Source organism: Caballeronia choica (genome assembly GCF_001544535.1).
Classification (GTDB): domain Bacteria; phylum Pseudomonadota; class Gammaproteobacteria; order Burkholderiales; family Burkholderiaceae; genus Caballeronia; species Caballeronia choica.
Map to the genome: position 1 here is coordinate 1 of NZ_FCON02000054.1, position 21,259 is coordinate 21,259.

General features: G+C 65.5%; 16 protein-coding genes. 9 read left to right on the top strand and 7 right to left on the bottom strand.

All coding sequences use genetic code 11. The features are described 5' to 3' along the window. Positions 1–100: 100 nt before the first annotated feature. From AWB68_RS22470 to AWB68_RS22485, 4 genes are all read right to left on the bottom strand, one after another. Entirely contained in the window at positions 101–1,390 is a 1,290-nt protein-coding gene (locus tag AWB68_RS22470) for an MFS transporter (RefSeq protein WP_087646550.1), read from the bottom strand. Positions 1,391–1,454: 64 nt separating this feature from the next. Next, positions 1,455–2,456, bottom strand: coding sequence for a sugar kinase (locus AWB68_RS22475; RefSeq protein WP_087646551.1), 1,002 nt, complete (start codon positions 2,454–2,456; stop codon positions 1,455–1,457). A 53-nt stretch (positions 2,457–2,509) separates the two neighbouring features. Beyond that, positions 2,510–3,307 carry a sugar phosphate isomerase/epimerase family protein gene (locus AWB68_RS22480; protein WP_087646552.1) on the bottom strand — a complete coding sequence of 266 codons (798 nt, stop codon included), beginning with the start codon at positions 3,305–3,307 and terminating at the stop codon, positions 2,510–2,512. A 126-nt stretch (positions 3,308–3,433) separates the two neighbouring features. Beyond that, positions 3,434–4,324: a LysR family transcriptional regulator gene (locus tag AWB68_RS22485; RefSeq protein WP_087646553.1), complete on the bottom strand. Its 891-nt coding sequence runs from the start codon at positions 4,322–4,324 to the stop codon at positions 3,434–3,436. A 108-nt stretch (positions 4,325–4,432) separates the two neighbouring features. Between AWB68_RS22485 and AWB68_RS22490 the strand changes: the two genes are divergently transcribed. From AWB68_RS22490 to AWB68_RS22515, 6 genes are all read left to right on the top strand, one after another. Continuing rightward, a complete protein-coding gene (locus tag AWB68_RS22490; RefSeq protein WP_087646554.1) occupies positions 4,433–5,503 on the top strand; it encodes a YeiH family protein in 1,071 nt (356 codons plus the stop codon). A gap of 149 nt (positions 5,504–5,652) precedes the next feature. Next, on the top strand, positions 5,653–6,390 hold the full coding sequence (locus AWB68_RS22495; protein ID WP_087646555.1) for a glutathione S-transferase: 738 nt from the start codon (positions 5,653–5,655) through the stop codon (positions 6,388–6,390). 37 nt (positions 6,391–6,427) lie between these two features. Next, a complete protein-coding gene (locus AWB68_RS22500; RefSeq protein WP_087646556.1) occupies positions 6,428–7,231 on the top strand; it encodes an aldo/keto reductase in 804 nt (267 codons plus the stop codon). 166 nt (positions 7,232–7,397) lie between these two features. Continuing rightward, positions 7,398–9,134: a ClcB-like voltage-gated chloride channel protein gene (locus AWB68_RS22505; RefSeq protein ID WP_087646557.1), complete on the top strand. Its 1,737-nt coding sequence runs from the start codon at positions 7,398–7,400 to the stop codon at positions 9,132–9,134. A gap of 255 nt (positions 9,135–9,389) precedes the next feature. After that, complete coding sequence (locus AWB68_RS22510; protein WP_374729598.1) at positions 9,390–9,632, top strand: hypothetical protein; 243 nt, start codon at positions 9,390–9,392, stop codon at positions 9,630–9,632. A 40-nt stretch (positions 9,633–9,672) separates the two neighbouring features. Next, positions 9,673–9,909: a DUF2795 domain-containing protein gene (locus tag AWB68_RS22515; protein ID WP_087646559.1), complete on the top strand. Its 237-nt coding sequence runs from the start codon at positions 9,673–9,675 to the stop codon at positions 9,907–9,909. A 59-nt stretch (positions 9,910–9,968) separates the two neighbouring features. On the opposite strand, the gene AWB68_RS22520 is transcribed toward AWB68_RS22515, so the two are convergent. Next, positions 9,969–10,595, bottom strand: coding sequence for a TetR/AcrR family transcriptional regulator (locus AWB68_RS22520; protein ID WP_087646560.1), 627 nt, complete (start codon positions 10,593–10,595; stop codon positions 9,969–9,971). Between the two features lie 277 nt (positions 10,596–10,872). Between AWB68_RS22520 and AWB68_RS22525 the strand changes: the two genes are divergently transcribed. The 3 genes from AWB68_RS22525 to AWB68_RS22535 all read left to right on the top strand — a co-directional run bounded on the left by AWB68_RS22525 (position 10,873) and on the right by AWB68_RS22535 (position 16,639). Continuing rightward, the gene (locus AWB68_RS22525; RefSeq protein ID WP_087646589.1) at positions 10,873–11,970 is read left to right on the top strand and encodes an efflux RND transporter periplasmic adaptor subunit; all 1,098 of its coding nucleotides are present in this window, start codon (positions 10,873–10,875) and stop codon (positions 11,968–11,970) included. Next, positions 11,967–15,125 carry an efflux RND transporter permease subunit gene (locus AWB68_RS22530; RefSeq protein ID WP_087646561.1) on the top strand — a complete coding sequence of 1,053 codons (3,159 nt, stop codon included), beginning with the start codon at positions 11,967–11,969 and terminating at the stop codon, positions 15,123–15,125. Before AWB68_RS22525 ends, AWB68_RS22530 begins: the two co-directional genes overlap by 4 nt. Before the next feature lie 80 nt (positions 15,126–15,205). Continuing rightward, positions 15,206–16,639: an efflux transporter outer membrane subunit gene (locus AWB68_RS22535; RefSeq protein WP_235028452.1), complete on the top strand. Its 1,434-nt coding sequence runs from the start codon at positions 15,206–15,208 to the stop codon at positions 16,637–16,639. A 595-nt stretch (positions 16,640–17,234) separates the two neighbouring features. Here AWB68_RS22535 and AWB68_RS22540 read toward each other — a convergent pair. Further along, entirely contained in the window at positions 17,235–18,479 is a 1,245-nt protein-coding gene (locus tag AWB68_RS22540; RefSeq protein WP_087646562.1) for a methyltransferase domain-containing protein, read from the bottom strand. A gap of 314 nt (positions 18,480–18,793) precedes the next feature. Continuing rightward, the gene (locus AWB68_RS22545) at positions 18,794–21,151 is read right to left on the bottom strand and encodes an AsmA family protein (RefSeq protein WP_087646563.1); all 2,358 of its coding nucleotides are present in this window, start codon (positions 21,149–21,151) and stop codon (positions 18,794–18,796) included. Positions 21,152–21,259 lie beyond the last annotated feature (108 nt).

Sequence of the window (21,259 nt, forward strand, 5' to 3'; positions counted from 1 at the left end):
AGCAAATAAACCAAAAACAAAACAAGTTCCATAGGAGCACAAGCGCATCAAACGGCGTAAACCACACCCCACCCCCAACCCCAAGCGCCAGCCCCCAATCCTACCGCGCAGCAAGCTTCCCCCCGCTCTGCGCCGCACCCTGCTGCGGCTTCACGGCAAGTGTAAGCACCACGGCAGCCACGAGCGCCACGCTCATGAACACATACGAGGCCCCCGGCGACCCGGTCGCCCCATTCAGATACCCCACGACATACGACCCGACGAACGACCCCAGCGCGCCCATGCTGTTGATCAGCGCCATCGCCCCGCCGGCGACATTCTTCGGCAACAACTCCGGCACGATCGCAAAAAACGGCCCGTACGGCGCGTACATCGCGGCACCGGCAATCACGAGCAATGCGTACGAAGCCCAGAAATTCGTCGACCCGAGCAAATACGATCCCGCAAACGCCACCGCGCCAATCAGCAGGAACGGCCACACAAAAAGCTTCCGGCGATCCAGCTTGTCCGACGCCCACGACGCCGCGATCATCGCAATGGTCGCGGCAAGATACGGCACGGCCGATAGCCACCCCGTCTCCACCATGCCGAAACTCGACGCATTCTTCAGAATCGACGGCAGCCACAGCACGAAACCATACACGCCAATGCTCCAGCAGAAATACTGCGCGCACAACTTGATCACCGCCGGCGAGCGGAACGCTTCGCCATAGTTCTTCACCGGCTTGATCGCGGCCTGCTCGGCGCGCAAGGTGGCGTCGAGATCGCTCTTTTCCTGCGCGGTGAGCCACTTCGCCTCCGCCGGCTTGTCCTGCACGATGAACCACCAGATCACCGCCCACACGATCGCCGGCACGCCTTCGGCAATGAACATGTGCCGCCAGCCGAAGGAATTCACCAGATACCCGGACACCACCGACATCCACAGCACCGTCACCGGATTGCCGAGAATCAGGAAGGTGTTCGCCCGCGAACGCTCGGACTTCGTGAACCAGTTCGCGATGAAGACGAGCATCGCGGGCATCACGGCCGCCTCGACGACCCCGAGCACGAAGCGGATCACCATCAGCGAGGGAATGTTGCTCACCATGCCCGTGAGCGCCGCGCACCCGCCCCAGAGAACCAGGCTGACGAACACGAGCTTCTTCACGCTGCGCCGCTCGGCGTAGATCGCGCCGGGAATCTGGAAGAAGAAATAGCCGAGGAAAAACAGCGCGCCGATCAGCGACGACAGGCCCTTGCTGATCCCAAGGTCGTGGTTGATGCCGGCAGCGGCGGCGAAACCGTAGTTCGCGCGGTCGAGATACGCAAGGCTGTAGGTGATGAAGACGATCGGCATGATCGCCCACCAGCGGCGAACGGCTAGCTTGGGTGAGGTCGGGGTTTGCATGTTTGTCTCCGGTAATCTCGGTAGTCGCGAATATTTCGCAGATGTGCGCGGATATTCGGCTGGGTCAGGCGATGTTCAGCGTGGCTTTTGCCGTCTCGCCCGACAAGTTCTCGGGTGCTTCCAGAGCGGTCAACTGGGCGCGCGTCGGCAGGCCTTCGCTGTCGCCGATCACCTGGATCGCGAGCGCGCCGATGCGGTTTCCGCGTTCCAGTGCGTGCCGCAAGTCGCGGCCTTCGAGCAGCGCGCTCACCACGCCGACCGCGAAGCCATCCCCGGCGCCGACCGTGTCGACGACCTTCGCGACCGGAATCGCCGGCACGATGCCTTCGTCGTCCGCCGTGCGGAAGTACGCGCCGTGCGCGCCGAGCTTGACGATCACGCCCTTCGCGCCCTGATCGAGGTAGAAGCGGGCGATGTCCTCCGGCTTGTCGTAGCCCGTCAGCGCGAGACCTTCGCTCACGCCCGGCAACACCCAGTCGGCGAGCGCGGCAAGCGCGTTGAGCGACTCGGCCATCGCCTCGCGCGACGGCCAGAGCGTCGGGCGCAGGTTCGGATCGAAGGAAATGGTCTTGCCGGCAGCACGCATCTCGCGGGCCATGTGGAACGCGAGTTCGCACGAGGTCGCCGAAATCGCGGGCGCGACGCCCGTCAGGTGCAGGTGGCGGGCGCCGGTCACGTAGTCGGCGGCGTAATCGTCGAGCGACAGATGGCTCGCCGCCGACCCCTTCCGAAAATATTCGACCGCGGGATCGCTGCCGTCGTCGTTCTTCGATTTCAACTGGAAACCGGTCGGATAGCGATCGTCGAGCGTGACGCGGCTGGCGTCGATGCCTTCGGCCGCCAGCACGTCGAGCACGTAGCGCCCGAACGAATCGCGGCCGACGCGGCTCATCCAGCCCACCTTGAAACCGAGCCGCGACAGGCCGATCGCGACGTTCAGGTCGGCACCGGCCACGCGCTTCGTGAACTGGCCGACTTTCGCGAGATCGCCGGTCTCGGCGGCCACGAACATCGTCATGGCTTCACCGTAGGTCACGACATCGAGCGCTTGGGATTGTGCTTGCATGATCTGTCTCTTCTCTTGAGGAATAGTCGCTTCGGACTCGTTTCCAGCTCGTTTCAGGCTGTCGCGAGCCACGCGACCCTGGCCGCCGCGTCGGCTTCGAGCGCCGCCGGGTCGAACGGGAATTCGATGCCGCGCGGGACGTCGCGCGGCAGCAGCGCGAGCAGCGCGGCGAAGTTGGCGTCGTCCGCCGCGGGCGCAACGGCGAAACGCCGCGCGCCCTCGCCCTGCACCGCCTTGCAGTGCACGTAGCGGACGTGGCGCGCCAGGCGCTGCGCGGCGTCGAGCGGGTTTTCGCCGGCCCACAGCCAGTTGCCGGTGTCGAAGGTCATCGTGAGCGCGTCCGAATCCAACGGCAACGCGTCGAACAATGCGGCGAACGCATCGATCGTGCCGCCCGCCCTCAACTGCCCGTTTTCGACGACCACCTGCGCGCGGGACGTCGAGATCGCCGTCAGCGCGCGGTCGAGCGTGGCGGCGTCGGTCGCCGTGCCGTCCGGCGTTCCGCCCAGTTGCAGCTTGACGATGCGCGCGCCAAGCGCCGCGCCTTCGTCGATGGCCTGCGTGAGCGCGTCGCGATCGAGGGCGCCGTCGGCGGCGAAGAGCGTCGCGGGCGTCGAGAACACGGCCCACAGTCCGAGCGCGCGAATCTGCTCGCCGAGTTCGCGCAGCGCGCCGGCCGCCGCGTCGGATTCGTCCGCGAACAATTCGCGACGCACTTCGAATCCGTTCGCGCCTGCACGGGAAGCCGCCGCCGCCCAGTACGCGTGGCCGTCGCGGCGAATTGCCTCCGCCCCAAACGCGCTGGAGACGATCACCACTTCAGCCCGCGATTCGAATTTGCGCTCGTTCACCTGAAATCTCGCCTGATCGTGTAAATGGAACCGGTTCCATTCGTGGTTTTCAAAAAAGACGCCGTGGCGTCCTTGTCAAATCGAATGGTGCGCCCGGTGGTCGGAAGCGCGCCATAGTGGAATTCCCTAGCCCGAATTCGATTCGTTCAGGCACAGGTCGAGAAACCGCCCTGCGGCGCGCGACGGCGCGGCCGAATGCGGCATCAGGATCGAAAAACGCCGCGTCAGCGGTTCGGGCACGATTCTCAGACGCCGCAGCGCGCTGTCTTCGTGCCGCATCGACATCGCGGACACGAAGCCGATGCCCATCCCCGCCCGCACCGCCTCCTTCACGCCCTCGACGCCCGCGATCTCCAGCGCGACGCGCAGCGGCGCGCCCGCGCGGGCAAACGCGCGCTCGACGATCTGCCGCACGCCCGAGCCGCCTTCGCGCAGCACGAGCGGATGCGCGGAGATCGCTTCGAGCGAGGCTTCGCCGCGCTCGGGCGCGAGCGGATGGGAAGCCGGCACGATCGCGACGATCTCGTCCTCGCGCCACGGCGTGACGCCCGTACCGGGGGGTAAATCCTCGCCGACCTGCCCCTCGATCATCGCGATGTCGAGCGCCGGCAGCGCGGCGACGATGTCGGACGTATTGCCATTGATGGTCGTGATGTCGACCTCGGGAAACTGCCGGTGGAACGCGGCGATCAGGTACGGCAGCAGGTAGCTTGCGGGCGTGGTGCTCGCGCCGATGCGCAGCAGGCCGCGTTCGAGGCCGCGCAGCGCGTCGCGGAAGGCGTGCGCCTGCTGGTAAGTCTCGCGGATCCGCGCCGCGTAATGGACCAGTTGCTCGCCGGCCGCCGTCAGCCGGACGCCGCGTCCGTCGCGCTGGTAAAGCGGCTCGCCGAACTCGTCCTGCAACTGGCGAAGCTGTCCCGACACCGCCGGTTGCGACAGATGTAGCGCAACCGCCGCGCGGCTGATATTCCCGTGCTCGGCGACGGTAGCGAACGTTATAAGCTGGTCTGGGGTCATGGTGCCAATAATATCGGCTATTCCGATACTTGGCATCCTAAATGACGATTTTTCACATCGATATATCGAGTCTAGGATAAGCACATCCCAAAATTAAGCCCATCCGCCATGTCCACACTCCCGACAGCCCAGGATTTCGTCGCCAGCAAGCCGTCGACGCGCGGCCAGTTGAACGGCATTCTGTTCGTCGCGCTCTTCGCTGCCGCCGTCACGCGTCTTTCGGCGATTCCGGCCATCGCCGGCCTCGGCATCAGCCCGCTGATCGTCGGGATCGTCGCGGGGGCGCTCTATGGCAACGCGCTGCGCCACGGCATGCCCGATAGCTGGGCGGCCGGCGTCAACTTCTCGGCGCGCAAGCTGCTGCGCATCGCGGTTGCGTTCTTCGGCTTGCGCGTGAGCCTGCAGGAGATCGCGCAGGTCGGGCTGGCTGGCGTCACGGCATCGGTCTTGATCGTCGTGAGCACGCTCGCGATCGGCACCTGGGTTGGCATGAAGCTGATGAAGCTCGACCGCGACACCGCCCTCCTCACCGCCGCCGGCAGCGCGATCTGTGGCGCGGCCGCCGTGCTCGCGTTCGAGTCGACGCTGCAGTCGAAGCCGCATCAAAGCGCGATGGCGGTCGGCAGCGTGGTGCTGTTCGGCACGCTTTCGATGTTCCTCTACCCGATCGCGCTGCACGCCGGCTGGCTGCCGCTCGACACGCTCGGCACGGGACTCTTCTTCGGCGGCACGATTCACGAAGTGGCGCAGGTGGTGGGCGCGGCGAGCAACTTGAGCCCGGAAGCCACGCATATCGCGACGATCGTCAAGATGACCCGCGTGATGCTGCTGGTGCCGGTGCTGCTCGGCCTGGGCCTGTGGCTGAACCGCTCGCGTGCGGCTCAGGGTGCGCAAGGCAAGCAAGGCGGCAAGCTCGCGGTGCCCTGGTTCGCGCTCGGCTTCCTCGCGCTGGTGATCGTCAACTCGCTGCACATCCTGCCGGAAGCCGCGACCAGCACGCTCAACATGCTCGACACCTTCGCGCTTACGATGGCGATGACCGCCCTCGGCATGGAAACGCGCATCGCGCAGATTCGTCAGGCTGGTCCGCGGGCACTCGCCACGGGCGCGATCCTGTATGTCTGGCTGATCGGCGGCGGACTGGCGATCACGCTGGGCGTCGAGCGGATGTTTGGCTGAAGCAGGACCCGGTTGCGAAAGCCCCGCCGCGTGCGGGGTTTTCGCTTTTGTGTGGCATGGACGATGCTCGAGGTTCACGCTGGTGCCCGGTGTCGTGTACCGTGTGCCCCGAGCGAACACCCGAGCAAGCCAATCCACGAGGAGACGCCATGCCCTACGAACTGTATTACTGGGACGGCCTGCAAGGCCGTGGAGAATTCGTCCGGCTTGCGCTGGAAGATGCGGGCGCGGAATACGTCGATGTCGCGCGCGGCACGAAGAAAAACGGCCAGGGCACCGACGCGATGCTGAAGCTGATGGGCAGCAAGACCGAGCCGCACATCCCGTTCGCCCCGCCGTTCCTGAAGGATGGCGACCTGATCGTGCCGCACGTCGCGAACATCCTGCTCTACCTCGGGCCGAAGCTCGGCCTCGCGCCGAAGAACGAAGCGCAGCGCTACGTCGTGCATGGCCTGCAACTGACGATCGCGGACCTGGTCGCCGAAGTGCATGACACGCATCACCCGCTCGCCACCGACCTCTACTACGAAGACCAGAAGGAAGCGGCCAAGGTGCGCACCAGGAACTTCATCGAGCAGCGCATCCCGAAGTTCTTCGGCTACTTCGAGCGCGTGCTGAAGCAAAATCCCGACGGCGACACGCAGATGGCCGGCAAGACCACGACCTACGTCGACTTGTCGATGTTCCAGATCGTCGAAGGTCTCTCCTACGCGTTTCCGCGCGCGATGCGCAAATTCGGCCAGCACTATCCGCGCGTCGCCGCGTTGCGTGACGCGGTGCTCGAACGTCCGAACATCGCGAGCTACCTTGATTCCGAGCGGCGCATCCCGTTCAACGAATCAGGCATCTTCAGGCATTATCCCGAACTCGATCAGGACGCAAAGTAACGTCACCATCGTCCCAACGACATCCCAAGGAGCCAGCATGATCGACACGATTCCCCCATTCGGTCTCGGCACGTTTCGCGTCGCCGCCGGAAAAACCGCGCAGTCTGTGAAGAGCGCGCTGCAACTCGGCTATCGTCATATCGATACCGCGCAGTACTACGACAACGAAGCCGAAGTCGGCCAGGGCCTGCGCGATTCCGGCATCCCGCGCGAGGACGTCTGGATCACGACGAAGGTCTGGTGGAACCGGCTCTCCCGCGACGCCCTGATCGCGAGCCTCGAAGAAAGTCACCGCAAGCTCGGCGTCGGCGCGATCGATCTCGTGCTGGTCCACTGGCCGTCGCCCGACAGTGTCGTGCCGATCGCCGAGACGCTCGCCGCGTTCCAGGAAGCGCGCAAGCTCGGGCTGCTCCGGCACTACGGCGTGTCCAATTTCACCGCGCCGCTGCTCGAGGAAGCGCTGCAGGCGCCGGGCGGCAGCGAGATCGTGACGAACCAGTTCGAAGTCAGCCCGTTTCTCGCGAATCGCGCGCTCGTCGAGGCGACGCAAAAGCTCGGCGTCAAGGTGACCGCGTACATGCCGCTCGCCGAAGGCCGCGCCCACAAGGACGAGACACTCGTCGACATCGCGAAGAAGCACGGTGCGACGCCCGCGCAGGTGACGTTCGCATGGTTGCTGTCGCGCGGGATCGTGGTGCTGTCGGCGTCGACGAACGCGGAGCACCAGCAGGTCAACTGGGACGCACAGAAGCTCAATCTCGACGCCGGCGATATCGCCCGCATCGACGCCCTCGACGAAGGCCGCCGCCACGCGAATCCGCCGTTCGCGCCGAAGTGGTAATGCGCGCGATCCGCTCATGAAGCCCGGCCTCGCTGGTGAGTCCGGGCTTTTTTTCGCCGTCGCCCGGTGCTTACGACGACGCTTCTCCCGACGCTTCTAACACGCACCGGTCGAGTGCTATCCTTGCGGCGCCCTTTGCTCAACCCATCCCGAACGCCCCGCTCACGTGCTTTCATTCCTGCTCAAACTGCGCACGCGCGCGCAAACGCTCTTTCGCCTCTCCGATGACCACACGATGCTCGTGTGGGCCGTGATCGTGGGCATCGCCGGCGCCTTCGCGACCGCCGCGTTCCGGGAAGGCATCGATGAGTTGCAGCGAATGTTCGGCGTTGAGGCCGGCAACTTCGTGCAGATGGCGAAGCACTTGCCCTGGCCGGTGCGCGTCGTCGTACCGGCGGCGGGCGGACTGATCGCGGGCGTGTGTCTCTTGATCGCACGGCGCCGCGCATCGAAGCAGGCTCACGCCGACTACATGGAAGCCGTCACCATCGGCGACGGCGTCGTGCCCGTCTGGCAGAGCCTCTGGCGCAGCCTTTCGTCGCTCTTCACGATCGCGAGCGGCGGCTCGATCGGGCGCGAAGGCTCGATGGTGCAGCTTGCGGCGCTCTCGGCATCGCTGATCGGGCGCTTCGTCCACTTCGATCCGCCGCGCCTGCGCCTGCTCGTCGCATGCGGGGCGGCGGCCGGGATCACGTCGGCCTACAACGCGCCGATCGCCGGCGCGTTCTTCGTCACCGAGATCGTGCTCGGCTCGATCGCGATGGAAAGCTTCGGGCCGATCGTCGTGTCGTCGGTGGTCGCGAACATTACGATGCGCGAGTTCGCCGGCTACCGGCCGCCGTACGAGATGCCGGTGTTCCCGACCATCACCGGCGTCGAAGTGCTGCTGTTCGTGGTGCTCGGACTCCTGTGCGGCGCGCTCGCCCCGCATTTCCTGCGGCTGCTTGCGGCATCGAAAAAGCGCTTCGCGCTGCTGCCGCTGCCCTTGCCGGTGCGGCTCGCGCTCGGCGGACTGATCGTCGGCGTGATCTCGATCTGGTGGCCCGAAGTCTGGGGCAATGGCTACGAAGTCGTGAACTCGCTGCTGCACGAACCGTGGACGTGGACCGCGCTTCTCACCGTGCTCGTCTTCAAGATCATCGCCACCGCCGCGACGGCGGGCTCCGGCGCAGTCGGCGGGATCTTCACGCCGACGCTCTTCGTCGGCGCGGTGCTCGGGTGCCTGTTCGGCATCGCAGTGCACACGATCTGGCCGCATTCGACCTCGGCGCCGTTCGCCTACGCGATGGTCGGCATGGGCGCGTTCCTCGCCGCCGCCACGCACGCACCGCTGATGGCGATCCTGATGATCTTCGAGATGACGTTGTCGTATCAGGTCGTGCTGCCGTTGATGCTCTCGTGCGTGGTCGCGTATTTCATCGCGCGCACGTCGGAGCAGACCTCGATGTATGAAGTGACGCTGCGCCGCACGCGCGAGGAAAAGGAGCGCACGCGGCTTGCCGCCACGCAGATGCGCGAGCTGGTCAAGCCCGCCGACACCGTGGTGCCGCTCACGGCGAACGTGAAGGAGATGACGCGCGTGTTCCTCGAATATCCTGTGAAGTATCTGTATGTCGTCGACGACGGCGAGCACTTCCAGGGCGTGGTCGCGCTAAAGGACATCACGTCCGACCTGCTGGACGAGCGCGACACCGAGACCAAGACCGCCGCCGATTATCTTCAGCCGCACTTCGACGTGCTCACGCCCGACATGTCGCTTGGCGAGGCGCTGCAGCACTTCCTCGCGTTCCAGGGCGAGCGCCTGCCGGTGATCGAGCGCCGGGCGCAGCCGCTCCTGCTCGGCGTCGTGTACAAGACGTCACTACTGGACGCATACTTCCGTTTGAACCCGACGACGCGCTGAACTTGCGCTACTGTGCAATTTTGCAGCGCGTGGATGCCTGGCGGCGAAGCCGGGCATCGGTATGGGCGCACTTCAGAAGTCACTCGAAGTGTGTTCACGGCGCTCCCGTTGCGGGGCGCTCGCGCGTTGTGGGCAGTCAGGTCTGCTGGCATTTTCAGAGGCACGCGAGACGCAATTGGCATGGCCTTTGCTCGTTGCTTTTCCGTGGCTTACGTCAGGAGGGGTTGAGCGATGAAGACCTCAACGATATTGTCGATGGCTCTGGTTTCCGTGTCGTGCTATGCGGCGCCGCTGCACACGAGCGACACCGACGGCTCGACGGTCGGCGCGAGCGCGATGCGTGCCGCGCTGCGGGCAAACGCCGCGCCGGTGTCGCCGCCGGCGCCGGACATAATCGCTCAGGACCTCGACCATGCGCGCTGGCGACACGTGAAATTGCCGAAGTCGCGGGCGCCGAGCCATGGCATGGCGAGCCAGCCTACGCAGGTGCAGACGTGACGCGTTTTGCTTAGCTTCGTTATCTACCCGGACCATTCGAATGACCGACACGCACGCCAGCCACTCTTTGAACGACGAGCCGATCGACGATGAAATCGCACAGGTGCTGCGTGCGATCAAGTATCCGGCGAACAAGGATGCGATCGTCGATGCCGCGCGAGACGCCGGTGTGAGCAACGACGTCATTACCGTGTTCGATGCGTTGCCGGAGCAGGATTACGCCGATGCGGATTCCGTTGAGCAATTGCTCGGGGCGAACGGCGGGCCAGGGGTTTGATTTCGCTGCCGCTCGCGGTGAGGTATTCAGCCGTTTGATGTGTTTGTGCCGCTAACGGTTTAATCTCCTCGCGCAGCCCCAAACACCACGCGCGCAAAAAAACCCGCCAGCACCGCCTCGGCGAACTCCCCCGGCACTGACTGCGGATCCGACGAATAAAAGAACTGCACTCCGTCGCACAGCGCAATCAACCCGAGCGCCAACTGCTCCGCCGGCATCGGCAACGGTGTCCCGACCCGTTCTGAAAACGCGCGGATGTAATCGGTCGTCGTCTGCCGCAACTCCCTCATCAACGCATTGAAGCGCACGCGGAATTTCGCATCGCGGCTCGCGTGCAGCTTCGCCTCGACCCACAGCAAGAAGCACTTGTTCTCAAAATGCACCTGGCTGTAGTACTCCAGCACCCGCGCCTCCATGTCGGCACGCGAGGCTTCGCCATCCTCGAAAATCGAACGCATCCGGCCCATCGTGGTCTCGTGATCGCGCTTGAGCAGTTGTAGCAACAACTCCGATTTACTTCCGAAATTCGAATAGAACGCGCCGCGCGTATAGCCCGCCGCAGCCGCAAGGTCCTCGACGCTCGCCGCGCCGAATCCCTTCTTCATGAAAATCGTCTGCGCGGCGTCGAGCAGACGCTGCCGCGTCTGGTCCCGGCTTTGTTCGCGAGTAAGGCGTGTGGGTTTCATGCGCGGAGTTTAGCACCGAAGGCGCCCTCCGGATTCATCGAAATGCACCTTTGCATTCGGATACAAGTCTGTATTAGAATTCACCGTGTATCTGCTGGCGTGATCCTGGAAAGCTTGTCGCTATTGGTGTTCAGACTGCTCGCCCTCTTCCTTCCCGCGCCCCCTGTATCTTGAAATTGCGTCCGCGTGCATCTTCGGAACGTCGATTCAAGCCGCTTTTCTCGTCCCGGTGTCGAGGTCTTCCGTGATCCGTTTCTCTTCCGGCGCGTCTGCGTCGATGTGCTTTCGCCTGGCTTTGAGCCTGCTCGTCGTGACGGCGCTCGCCGCCTGCGGCAAGAAGGAAGCGCCGCCGCCCGCGCTGCGCCCGGTCGTCGCCGTGGCAATCCAGTCCGACGGACAGCCGCCGCGCGCCACCCTGCCCGGCCAGATCGAGCCGCGTTATTCGACGCCGCTGTCGTTCCGGGTCGGCGGGAAGATCATCGAGCGGCGCGTGCGTCTGGGTGACGCCGTGAAGGCCGGCCAGATCGTGGCGAGGCTCGATCCCGCCGATGCATCGAAGAACTCAGCAAGCGCCGCCGCGCAACTCGACGCGGCGCAGCATCAGCTCGACTACGCGAAGCAGCAGCTCGATCGCGACCGCGCGCAGGCGGCGGAGAACCTGATCGCGCCGGCGCAACTGGAGCAGACGCAGAACGCGTATGCGTCGGCGCTCGCGCAGCGCAATCAGGCGCAGCAGCAAGCCGCCCTTTCCGCCGATCAATTGAAGTACACCACGCTCGCCGCCGATCACGCGGGCGTCATCACCGCCGAGCAGGCCGACACCGGCCAGAACGTCACGGCAGGCCAGGCCGTCTACAACCTCGCGTGGAACGGCGACATCGACGTGGTCTGCGACGTGCCCGAAAGCGCGCTGGCGGCGCTCTCGGTCGGTGAGCGGGCCAACGTCACGCTCGCGGCGCTGCCGGGCAAAGCGTTCGCGGCGCGCGTGCGCGAACTGTCGCCGGCCGCCGACCCGCAGAGCCGCACGTATCGCGCGAAGCTGACCATCGAAGCGCCGACGCCTGACGTGCGCCTTGGGATGACCGCGGACGTCACGTTCGCGCAAGCGGCGCCGGTGCACAACGCCGCGTCGTTCACGCTGCCCGCCACCGCGCTATTCCACGACAACCAGCAGCCCGCCGTGTGGGTCGTGAAGTCCGACAACGCGCTGGAGTTGCGCCGCGTCGACGTAGCGCGTTATGGCGAGCGCACGGTGACCGTCACGCGCGGCCTGAACGCGGGCGAGCGCGTCGTGTGGCAAGGCGTGCATACGGTGTCGGCCGGGGAGAAAGTGCGCGTCGTGGCACCCTTGCATCCCGAGGACTTCGCGTCATGAGCGCGCCGGAACCCGGGCAAGACAACGACCATCGCCACGAGGAAGGCCGCTTCAACCTGTCGGCGTGGGCGCTGCGGCATCGCGCGCTGGTGGTCTTCCTGATCGCGATGTCGACGATCTTCGGCATCATTTCGTACACGCGGCTCGCGCAGTCGGAAGACCCGCCGTTCACGTTTCGCGTGATGGTCATCCGCACGTTCTGGCCGGGCGCCACCGCGCGGCAGGTGCAGGAACAGGTCACCGACCGCATCGCGCGGAAGCTCCAGGAAACGCCGTCGACCGATTTCCTGCGCAGCTATTCGCGCCCCGGCGAGTCGCTGCTCTTCTTCACGATGAAGGACGGCGCGCCGCCGAAGGATGTGCCCGAGGAGTGGTACCAGGTGCGCAAGAAGGTCGGCGATATCGCGGCGACGCTGCCGCAAGGCGTGCAGGGTCCGTTCTTCAACGACGAGTTCGGCGACGTCTATACGAACATCTACACGCTCGAAGGCGACGGCTTTTCGCCGGTGCAACTGCACGACTACGCCGATCAACTGCGCGCGGTGCTGCTGCGCGTGCCGGGCGTCGCGAAGGTCGATTATTTCGGCGACCAGGAGGAGCGCGTCTACATCGAGATCGCGAACACACAACTCACGCGCCTGAACATCTCGCCGCAGCAGATCGCGCAGGCGGTCAACGGCCAGAACGCCGTCGCGCCCGCCGGCACGCTGAACACGCCCGACGACCGTGTGTTCGTGCGCCCGAGCGGCCAGTTCGCCGACATCGACGCGCTCGCCGACACGCTGATCCGCGTGAACGGCCGCTCGTTTCGCCTCGGCGACATCGCGACGATCAAGCGCGGCTATGTCGATCCGCCTGAGACACAGATGCGCTCGGGCGGGCAGCCGGTGCTCGGCATCGGCATCACGATGCAGCCGGGACAGGACGTCGTCCGCCTCGGCAAAGCGCTCGACGCCAAGGCCGCCGACCTGCGCGCCCATCTTCCCGCAGGGCTCAAGCTCGCGGAAGTGTCGAGCATGCCGCACGCGGTATCGAATTCCGTCGACGATTTCCTGGAAGCCGTCGCCGAAGCGGTCGTGATCGTGCTGGTCGTGAGCCTCGTGTCGCTCGGCGTGCGCACGGGGATGGTCGTCGTGATCTCGATTCCGGTCGTGCTCGCGGTCACCGCGTTCTTCATGTACTTCTTCGACATCGGCCTGCACAAGATCTCGCTCGGCACGCTGATCCTCGCGCTCGGGCTGCTGGTCGACGACGCGATCATCGCCGTCGAGATGATGGCCGTGAAACTCGAACAGGGCTGGAATCGCACGCGCGCCGCGGCCTACGCGTACACGAGCACCGCGTTCCCGATGCTCACCGGCACGCTCGTGACGGTCGCCGGCTTCCTGCCGATCGCGCTCGCGAAGTCGAGCACCGGCGAGTACACGCGCTCGATCTTCGAAGTGTCGGCGATCGCGCTGATCGTGTCGTGGCTCGCGGCCGTCGTGCTGATCCCGCTCGTCGGCTACAAGCTGCTGCCGGAAAGAAAGCGCGAGGCGCACGAGGCGCATCTCCCCGACGACCATGAGCATGACATCTACGACACGAAATTCTATGGACGCCTGCGCGGCTGGGTGACGTGGTGCGTCGAGCGGCGTTTCGTCGTGCTCGGCGTGACGGTCGCGCTGTTCGTGATCGCCCTGGCGGGCTTCACGCTCGTGCCGCAGCAGTTCTTCCCGAGTTCGAACCGGCCGGAATTGCTCGTCGATCTGCGGCTGCAGGAAGGCGCCTCGTTCGATGCGACGTTGCGCGAAGCAAAACGCCTCGAAAAGACGCTGCAGGGGCGCCCGGAAATCGATCACGTGGTGAGCTTCGTCGGCACGGGCGCGCCGCGCTTTTATCTGCCGCTCGACCAGCAGCTACCGCAGCCGAACTTCGCGCAGTTCGTCATCACGGCGAAGACGGTGAAAGATCGCGAGAAGCTGTCGCAGTGGCTCGAACCCACTTTGCGCGAAAAATTCCCCGCGATCCGCACCCGTCTGTCGCAACTGGAGAACGGGCCGCCGGTCGGTTATCCGGTGCAGTTGCGCGTCTCCGGCGACGACATCGCGACCGTGCGCAAGATCGCCGAGCAAGTGGCCGCCGACATGCGCGCCGACGGGCGCACGACCAACGTCCAGTTCGACTGGGACGAGCCGTCCGAGCGCTCGGTGCGCTTCGAAGTCGACCAGAAGAAGGCGCGTGAACTCGGCGTGAGTTCGCAGGACGTGTCGAGCTTTCTCGCGATGTCGCTGTCGGGCTACACCGTCACGCAGTATCGCGAGCACGACAAGCTGATCGGCGTCGATTTGCGCGCGCCGCTTGCGGAACGCGTCGATCCGTCGCGGCTCGCGACACTCGCTATGCCCACGCCCAATGGCCCGGTGCCGCTCGGCACGCTCGGGCGCGTCGTCAGCGATCTCGAATACGGCGTGATCTGGGAACGCGACCGGCAGCCGACCATCACCGTGCAGTCCGATGTGAAGGCGGGCACGCAGGGCATCGACGTGACCAATGCGATCGACAGGAAGCTCGAATCGCTGCGTGCATCGCTGCCGGTGGGCTATCGGATCGAGGTCGGCGGGCCGGTCGAGGAAAACGCGAAAGGACAAACCTCGATCAACGCGCAGATGCCGATCATGGTGATCGTCGTCCTGACGCTCCTGATGATCCAGTTGCAGAGCTTCGCACGGGTGATGATGGTCGTGCTCACCGCGCCGCTCGGGCTGATCGGCGTGGTCGCGGCGCTGCTCGCGTTCGGCAAGCCGTTCGGCTTCGTCGCGATGCTCGGCGTGATCGCGATGTCCGGCATCATCATGCGCAACTCGGTGATCCTCGTCGATCAGATCGAGCAGGACATCGCCGCCGGCCACAAGCGTTTCGACGCGATCGTCGGCGCCACGGTGCGGCGCTTCAGGCCGATCACGCTGACGGCGGCAGCCGCTGTGCTCGCGCTGATCCCGCTGTTGCGCAGCGACTTCTTCGGCCCGATGGCGACCGCGCTGATGGGCGGCATCACGAGCGCGACCGTGCTCACGCTGTTCTATCTGCCGGCGCTGTATGCGGCGTCGTTTCGCGTCAGGCACGACGAGCGCGCGGGTCGCGGCGAGGATGCGCCGGAAGGAGTCGAACCATGATGAATGACTGGAAAGTGGCGCGGTTGCGCAACCGTAACGGCACGGTTCTTCGGTGCGCGACGGCGGCTTCTCTCACACTCATGCTCGCGCTCGCCGCCTGCTCGTTCGGCCCGAGCGGCACGCCGCCCGCGATGCCGCAACCCGAGCACTATGGCGCGCTCGCGCAGCCGGCGCAAACCGTCGCGGCCGAGGGCGTGTCGCAGCGTTTCGTCGCCGCTGCGAAACCGGTGCCCGAGTGGTGGAAGCTCTACCGGTCGGATGCGCTGAACGCGCTCGTCGACGAAGGCTTGCGCAACAGCCCGAACCTCGCCGCCGCCGACAAGAGTCTCGCGGCCGCACGCGAGCAGTTGAAGGCGCAAATCGGCTCGTCGCTCTTGCCGTCGATCGACGCGGGTGCGCAGGCCTCGCGCCAGCTCGGTCTCGGCATACCCGAATTCGGCCCGCCGACCGCGCTCTACAACCTGTTCGTCGGCCAGATCCAGGCGCAATACACGTTCGACCTGTTCGGCGCGGCGCGTTACGCGAATGCGTCACTGGCCGCGCAAGTCGATCAACAGGCCTTTCAGCTCGATGCCGCGCGCCGCGCGCTGGCGGCGAACATCGTGACCGGCGCGATCGGCGCGGCCGCGCTGCGCGCCGAGATCGATACGACCGAGCGCCTCGTGTCGCTCGCCAACGACGATGCGCGCGACGCCCGCCGTCGCTATGAACTTGGCTCGGCGTCGCGCTCGGATGCGTTGAATGCGGAGCAGAGCGCGGCGTCGCTCGCGGCATCGTTACCGGGCTTGCGCGCGCAGTGGCTCGCGACGCGCCACGCACTCGCGGTGCTGCTCGGCCGCACGCCGGACCAGGCGCCCGAAGACATCGACCTCGCGAGCCTCGCCGTGCCGCAGGACGTGCCGGTGGTGGTGCCGTCGGCACTGCTCGCGACGCGCCCCGACATCCAGGCCGCCGACGCCGTCGTCAAGGCCGCCGCCGCGCAAGTCGGCGTGGCGACGGCGCAGTTGTTCCCGAGCCTGTCGCTGTCAGCGTCGATGGGCAAAGGCGGCTTCAGCTGGCCGACCGCGCTCTCGGGCGCGGGCGCTTTGTGGAGCATCGGCGCATCGCTCTCGCAGCCGATCTTTCATGGCGGCGCCCTGCTCGCCGAGCGGCGCGCGGCGCAGAAGACCTACGACGCCGCCGTGCTCAGCTACAAGCAGACGGTGCTCGCGGCGTTCCAGAACGTCGCGAATACGCTGGCATCGCTGGAGCAGGACAGCCAGGCGCTCGCCTCGGCCGAGACCGCGAGCCGCGCGTCGCAAGGCGCATTCGACGATGCCACGGCACGCGTGCGGCTCGGCGCGATCCCGCCGCGCGCGGCTCGCGCGAGCGAGCAGCAGTACCGCAATGCGCAGTTGAGCGCGATTCGCTATTCGAGCGCGCGCCTCTCGGATACGGCGTCGCTGTTTCAGGCGATGGGCTCGCCCGCAGGCTTGACGCAACAGGCGAACGCGGCCGGATCGAGACACGAATAGACACGCGCGCAAGCGATCCGGGAACAGCCCGTCGAACGCGCCGACAACTCGTTGGAGTTTTGGTCGCCACGACACCTCGACCACCTTAGGGGCAGTGGCTTCCTCGACTGCGAGTGGCAGACAACGGGGCTGTTCCAGATCGATGCGATCGGCCCATCGCTCGCCGCGACTTTCCGCTTCTGATCGCGCGCCCGGGTTGTCCCCAGTCTTTGGGGAACACCCTGTTGACAAGCGTCTGACAACGAGCCCAAGTGTCTGACGCGAAAGCGGATATCGTGGCCGCTTCAAAGCGCGTCACTCGTATCGAAGACGGGGATGACTTATCCCCGGCGAATGTTGAAAGGGCTGTGGACAAGCCCGGGGCTACTCGCCTACGCCGTTGATTCGCATGGCTAAAACGTCTGCGATGCGCTTTGAGTCAGCGTCGCAGACACGCCAGCGAGCGCGCGAGCACACGCTTGTTATCCACAGTTTTTGTGGACAGCCTTGTTCATAAGCGCGCGGTAGTCGTGGCAAGCCGTTGATCGACAACGACTTTGAACCGCCGACCTCGTGTGAGTCGCGAGCCGCGTTTCACACGCATCCGCGCGACATCTCAGAGCTTCCTCACAACGAATTCGATACCGCATTCGGCGAACGCGGTGCGCGTCTGGTCGAAGCGCGGAAGTTCTGGCAGAAAGCCTTGAGTCAGGCGCTCGACCTTTTCGATGCTGACTTCGTCATCGAACCCTTGCAGCATTTCCAGCACGTTGACCGAGACCGGCGACCAGCTCCGCTGCTTGAACATCGTGAACGTGTGCTTGTGGTCGCCGTTGAACGTCGACGGCCAGACACCCTGCTCGTACATGTCCTCGTCGGGGACCGTGACGACGAGATGTCCGCCGGGCTTGAGCACGCGCAGCCATTGCTGGATCGCAGCACGCGGCTCGATCACATGCTCGAGGCAATGCGCCGAGTAGACGAAGTCGAATTGCGCGTCGTCCACGTTCGCGAGGAACTGCGCGTCGCCCTGCGCCCAATCGTAGACCGTCACGCTGCCCATGCGCGGAAACAGGGCGCGATACAGGCCGATGCTGTCCGGCCCGCCGCCGATATCCAGGCCGTTGCCGACCAGCCAGCGATTGCTGAAGCGCGCGTCGTGCATGCGTCGATTGATCGACATGCACGTCGTACCGGGCACGCCCAGATGCAGCATGTCGGCGCTGGTCCTGTCGCCGGGACGGACCCATTTCGTCAGGTCGCACGCGCCCCACGCCAACGGCCAGAGCACCGCATAGCCCGTGTCCTCCGCGTGCCAGTGAACGCTGTGCGTGGCGCGATAGCTTTCGAGCAATGCGACGAATTCGGCTTCCTTGTGAAACGCATTCTCGACCGCGTCGGGCAACGGCCCGAACGCCACCTCGAAATCGCGTCGATAAATCCGGATGTCGTCGACGATCACCAATGCGCCGTCGATTTTTCCGCGCAATAGTTGGAGTTCGGCCAGGAGCGGCAGACGCTCGTCGGCGGGGCGGCCGGTGTCCGAGTAGCTTTCGCCGCCGTGGTCGGCGCCGGGATAGTGCGCGTCGAGAAAGACCAGACAGCGGGAGTCGTCCAGCGCATGGGCCACGGACGGCGATTGCAGAAAGCTGAGGCTGTCGGTGTGCATGACCTGCACGCGCTCGCTTTGCTGCGCCTTCGCGAACAGCGGCTCGTAGATCTCGCACGACAACGCCTGCTTGAATCCGGCGTCGAGCGCCGCGTTGCAAGACGTGCCCTGGCCATAGCCCGTCTCGATCAGGTGCGTCACGCGATGTTCGGCGATAAGACGGTTCAACACGAAGCGGGTGAGGTTTCCCATGGTCGATGATGGCTTGGAGGTTGGTCGATGAAAGGCTGCGCGGTCACATGAAACCGGTGTCCGCGATTCGCGCCCGACTGGCCGTTCGCCCGGCAACTGTTAGGAATGCGTAGGCTATAAAGCACTGCGGCCACTATACGTGGCGCTGAAAATGGAACGTGGAAATGTGTGCTCTGACGAGTGTCGCACACGAGCCTGCGAAGCGTTCCGTTCCATCATCGGATACGGGCGCACGAAAAAGAGCGGCCGGCGACGCTTTCGCGTCGCGGGCCGCCAGCCATGCCACGATCAGAAGGGCAGCAAACCCCGCGTGCTCAACTCCCCCGATACTGCGCCGCGCTCGCGGGCGATGAACTCGCCGGCGCCCTGGCTTTCGGTGCGGAAGCTGCCGCCGCGTCCGACGGCATGTACGACGGCGCCGCCTTCGCTTTCTGCTGCTGGCCCGCCGGCGGCGCGTTCGGCGCGCTGCGAACGTCCGCGAGCATCTGCGCGCACGGGAGCGGCTTGTTGTTGCTCGGCGCGATCAGCGGGATCAGCGCGGCGAACGGATTGATCAGCCCGAGTCCGACCGCCGCCGCGCCGCGTACCGCGAGCGCGCCCGCGCTCACGCCGACGTGCGGGTCCTTGAACGTCCCCTTCACGTAGAGCGGCGAGCGCAGCGAAAACACCCGGAAGCCCTTGGTATGCGGATGGATGTTGAGGTCCATCTCCTCGGTCTTCAGGTCGATGTGGCCGTCCATGTTGATCACGGCGTCGTCGGTATCGAGGGCGAACACGCGCGATTCCAGCACGCCGTTGGTCGCCACGAAGTCGGCCGCCGCGCAGTTGATCTTCACGTCGCGCTTGCCGAACAGCTTCTCGTACACCACGTTCGCCACGTTCAGGCCCGCCGCCTCCATATACAGGCGGCTCACCGTGCCATCGGTGATGAGCGCCTTGACTTCGCCGTTCGAGGTCGCCGCGAGCGCCGCCGGCGAATTGCCGGTCGCCGAGAGTGCGGCGTCGCCGTTCACTTCGCCGAGCGCCGTCTGCATCGTCTTGACGTTCGGGAACAACTGCTTGAGCTTCAGGTGCCGCGCCTGCGTCGATACGCGGCCCTTGAGCGGCACTGCGCTGCCGTCGAGATTGATGTTCGACGCCAGCGTGCCGCCCGCGACGCCGAATTTGAGCGGTTCGAGGGACAGCACCCCGTCCTTCATGATGACGTGCGTATAGAGGTCGGTGATCGGCAGGTCCGGGTCCTTGATGAGGCGGCGGCCGGTGAACTTCACGTCGGTATCGATCGCTTTCCAGCGGTCGGTCTTGAATTCCTCGGTCGGCAGCGCCTTGCTCGACGGCTGGCGGTTTTCCTCGCCGCGCTTCGCCTTGCTCGCGTTGGAGTCGGCGCCGATGACCGGTGCCAGGTCGGAGAACTGCAGCAGATGCGACACCAGTTCGCCCGACAGCAGCGGCCGGGGCTTGCGGCCCGCGTACACGAGCGAGCCGTTGAGGTCGCTGCCGCCCACGCGGCCGGTGAAATTCTCATACTTGAAGACGCTTCCGTCTTCCCTGAACTGGCCGACGAGCCGGCCTTCGGTCGCGTAGGGCGGCGTCTCCGGCAGCGTCACGCCGGTGAGCGGATAAAGATGCGCCATGCTCACGCCTTGCAGCCAGAGGCGCAGGTCGAGCGCGGCGAGATGCGCCGGATCGGTCACCGTGCCGACGAGCGCGATATGCGTGTCGCCGATCTTCACGTCGGCCTGTACCGGGAACGGGCGCTCTGCGTCCTGCACGGCGAGCACGCTGCCGACCTTCCCCTCGCCCGAGACGGCGGTCTTGTTGTAGGTGCCCTTCACCGTCCAGCCGATGCCGTAGGGCGGCACCGGCGGCTTCGGGCCGTTCTTGGTCGTGATGCTGGTATTCGCCGACGTGCTCGCGGGATTCGCGGGCGCACCGCTCGCCGCGGCTGCGGCGGACGCAGCCGAAGCCGCCGATGCCTCCGACGCCGCTTCCGCTTCCGCCTGCTTGCCGAGCTTGCTCGCCCCGCCCTTGCCGACCATCTCCGCCGACGATTTGCGCGACGCCTCTTCCTGCTGCTTCATCACCTCGCCGATCGGCACGGCCTGGCCGAGCGTATCGACGACGGCCTGCATGTCGGCCTTCGTGATTTCATCGGAAAAGGCGATATTGCCCTTCGCGAACGCGATGTCGTGCAGCTTCAGGTTCCAGGTTGACGGTTCGGCCGATTGCTTGAACTTGAGCGTCCAGTTGTTGCGATTGTCCTTGAGCCGCTCCAGATCGACCGACGGATTGACCAGGTTGATGCTCGGAATCACGATGTCGTGGGCGAGGAGCGGCAGGAGCGCGACCTGGAAATCGATCTCGTCGAGCGTGGCGAAGAACGGCTGTTTCGCCCACTCGGGATTCGCCACCGTGATCTTTTGCGCGGAAAAGCGCGGCCACGGCACCCAGCGCTTCCAGCCGGTTTCCGCCGGCGGCCGCTGCCAGCCGAGCTTGAGGTCGCCGGTGATGTGAAACTGCCGGCCGATGGCTTGCGACACCTTGTCGTCGACCCACGGGCGCGCGCGGTTCCAGTCGAAGGTCAGGAAAACGATCACGAGCACCGCGATCAACACCGCGAGGACGGCAAAGAACCATGCGACTATTTTTCCGATTGTGCGGCCTGCTGCCATGACGGCTCCAACGTTTTTTCTCGTTGTGCTTCGGCCAGCACGGAGCGTGCCCGGCAACAGGCGGCGCACCGCCCACGCTGATTCGGCTTAAGATCGCTGGCTTTCTCA

Excerpts from the sequence above, each read along its gene's own strand:
- AWB68_RS22470 (WP_087646550.1), bottom strand. The coding sequence starts at position 1,390 with ATGCAAACCCCGACCTCACCCAAGCTAGCCGTTCGCCGCTGGTGGGCG.
- AWB68_RS22475 (WP_087646551.1), bottom strand. The coding sequence starts at position 2,456 with ATGCAAGCACAATCCCAAGCGCTCGATGTCGTGACCTACGGTGAAGCC.
- AWB68_RS22485 (WP_087646553.1), bottom strand. The coding sequence starts at position 4,324 with ATGACCCCAGACCAGCTTATAACGTTCGCTACCGTCGCCGAGCACGGG.
- AWB68_RS22490 (WP_087646554.1), top strand. The coding sequence starts at position 4,433 with ATGTCCACACTCCCGACAGCCCAGGATTTCGTCGCCAGCAAGCCGTCG.
- AWB68_RS22495 (WP_087646555.1), top strand. The coding sequence starts at position 5,653 with ATGCCCTACGAACTGTATTACTGGGACGGCCTGCAAGGCCGTGGAGAA.
- AWB68_RS22500 (WP_087646556.1), top strand. The coding sequence starts at position 6,428 with ATGATCGACACGATTCCCCCATTCGGTCTCGGCACGTTTCGCGTCGCC.
- AWB68_RS22510 (WP_374729598.1), top strand. The coding sequence starts at position 9,390 with ATGGCTCTGGTTTCCGTGTCGTGCTATGCGGCGCCGCTGCACACGAGC.
- AWB68_RS22515 (WP_087646559.1), top strand. The coding sequence starts at position 9,673 with ATGACCGACACGCACGCCAGCCACTCTTTGAACGACGAGCCGATCGAC.
- AWB68_RS22520 (WP_087646560.1), bottom strand. The coding sequence starts at position 10,595 with ATGAAACCCACACGCCTTACTCGCGAACAAAGCCGGGACCAGACGCGG.
- AWB68_RS22525 (WP_087646589.1), top strand. The coding sequence starts at position 10,873 with ATGTGCTTTCGCCTGGCTTTGAGCCTGCTCGTCGTGACGGCGCTCGCC.
- AWB68_RS22530 (WP_087646561.1), top strand. The coding sequence starts at position 11,967 with ATGAGCGCGCCGGAACCCGGGCAAGACAACGACCATCGCCACGAGGAA.
- AWB68_RS22535 (WP_235028452.1), top strand. The coding sequence starts at position 15,206 with ATGCTCGCGCTCGCCGCCTGCTCGTTCGGCCCGAGCGGCACGCCGCCC.
- AWB68_RS22540 (WP_087646562.1), bottom strand. The coding sequence starts at position 18,479 with ATGGGAAACCTCACCCGCTTCGTGTTGAACCGTCTTATCGCCGAACAT.
- AWB68_RS22545 (WP_087646563.1), bottom strand. The coding sequence starts at position 21,151 with ATGGCAGCAGGCCGCACAATCGGAAAAATAGTCGCATGGTTCTTTGCC.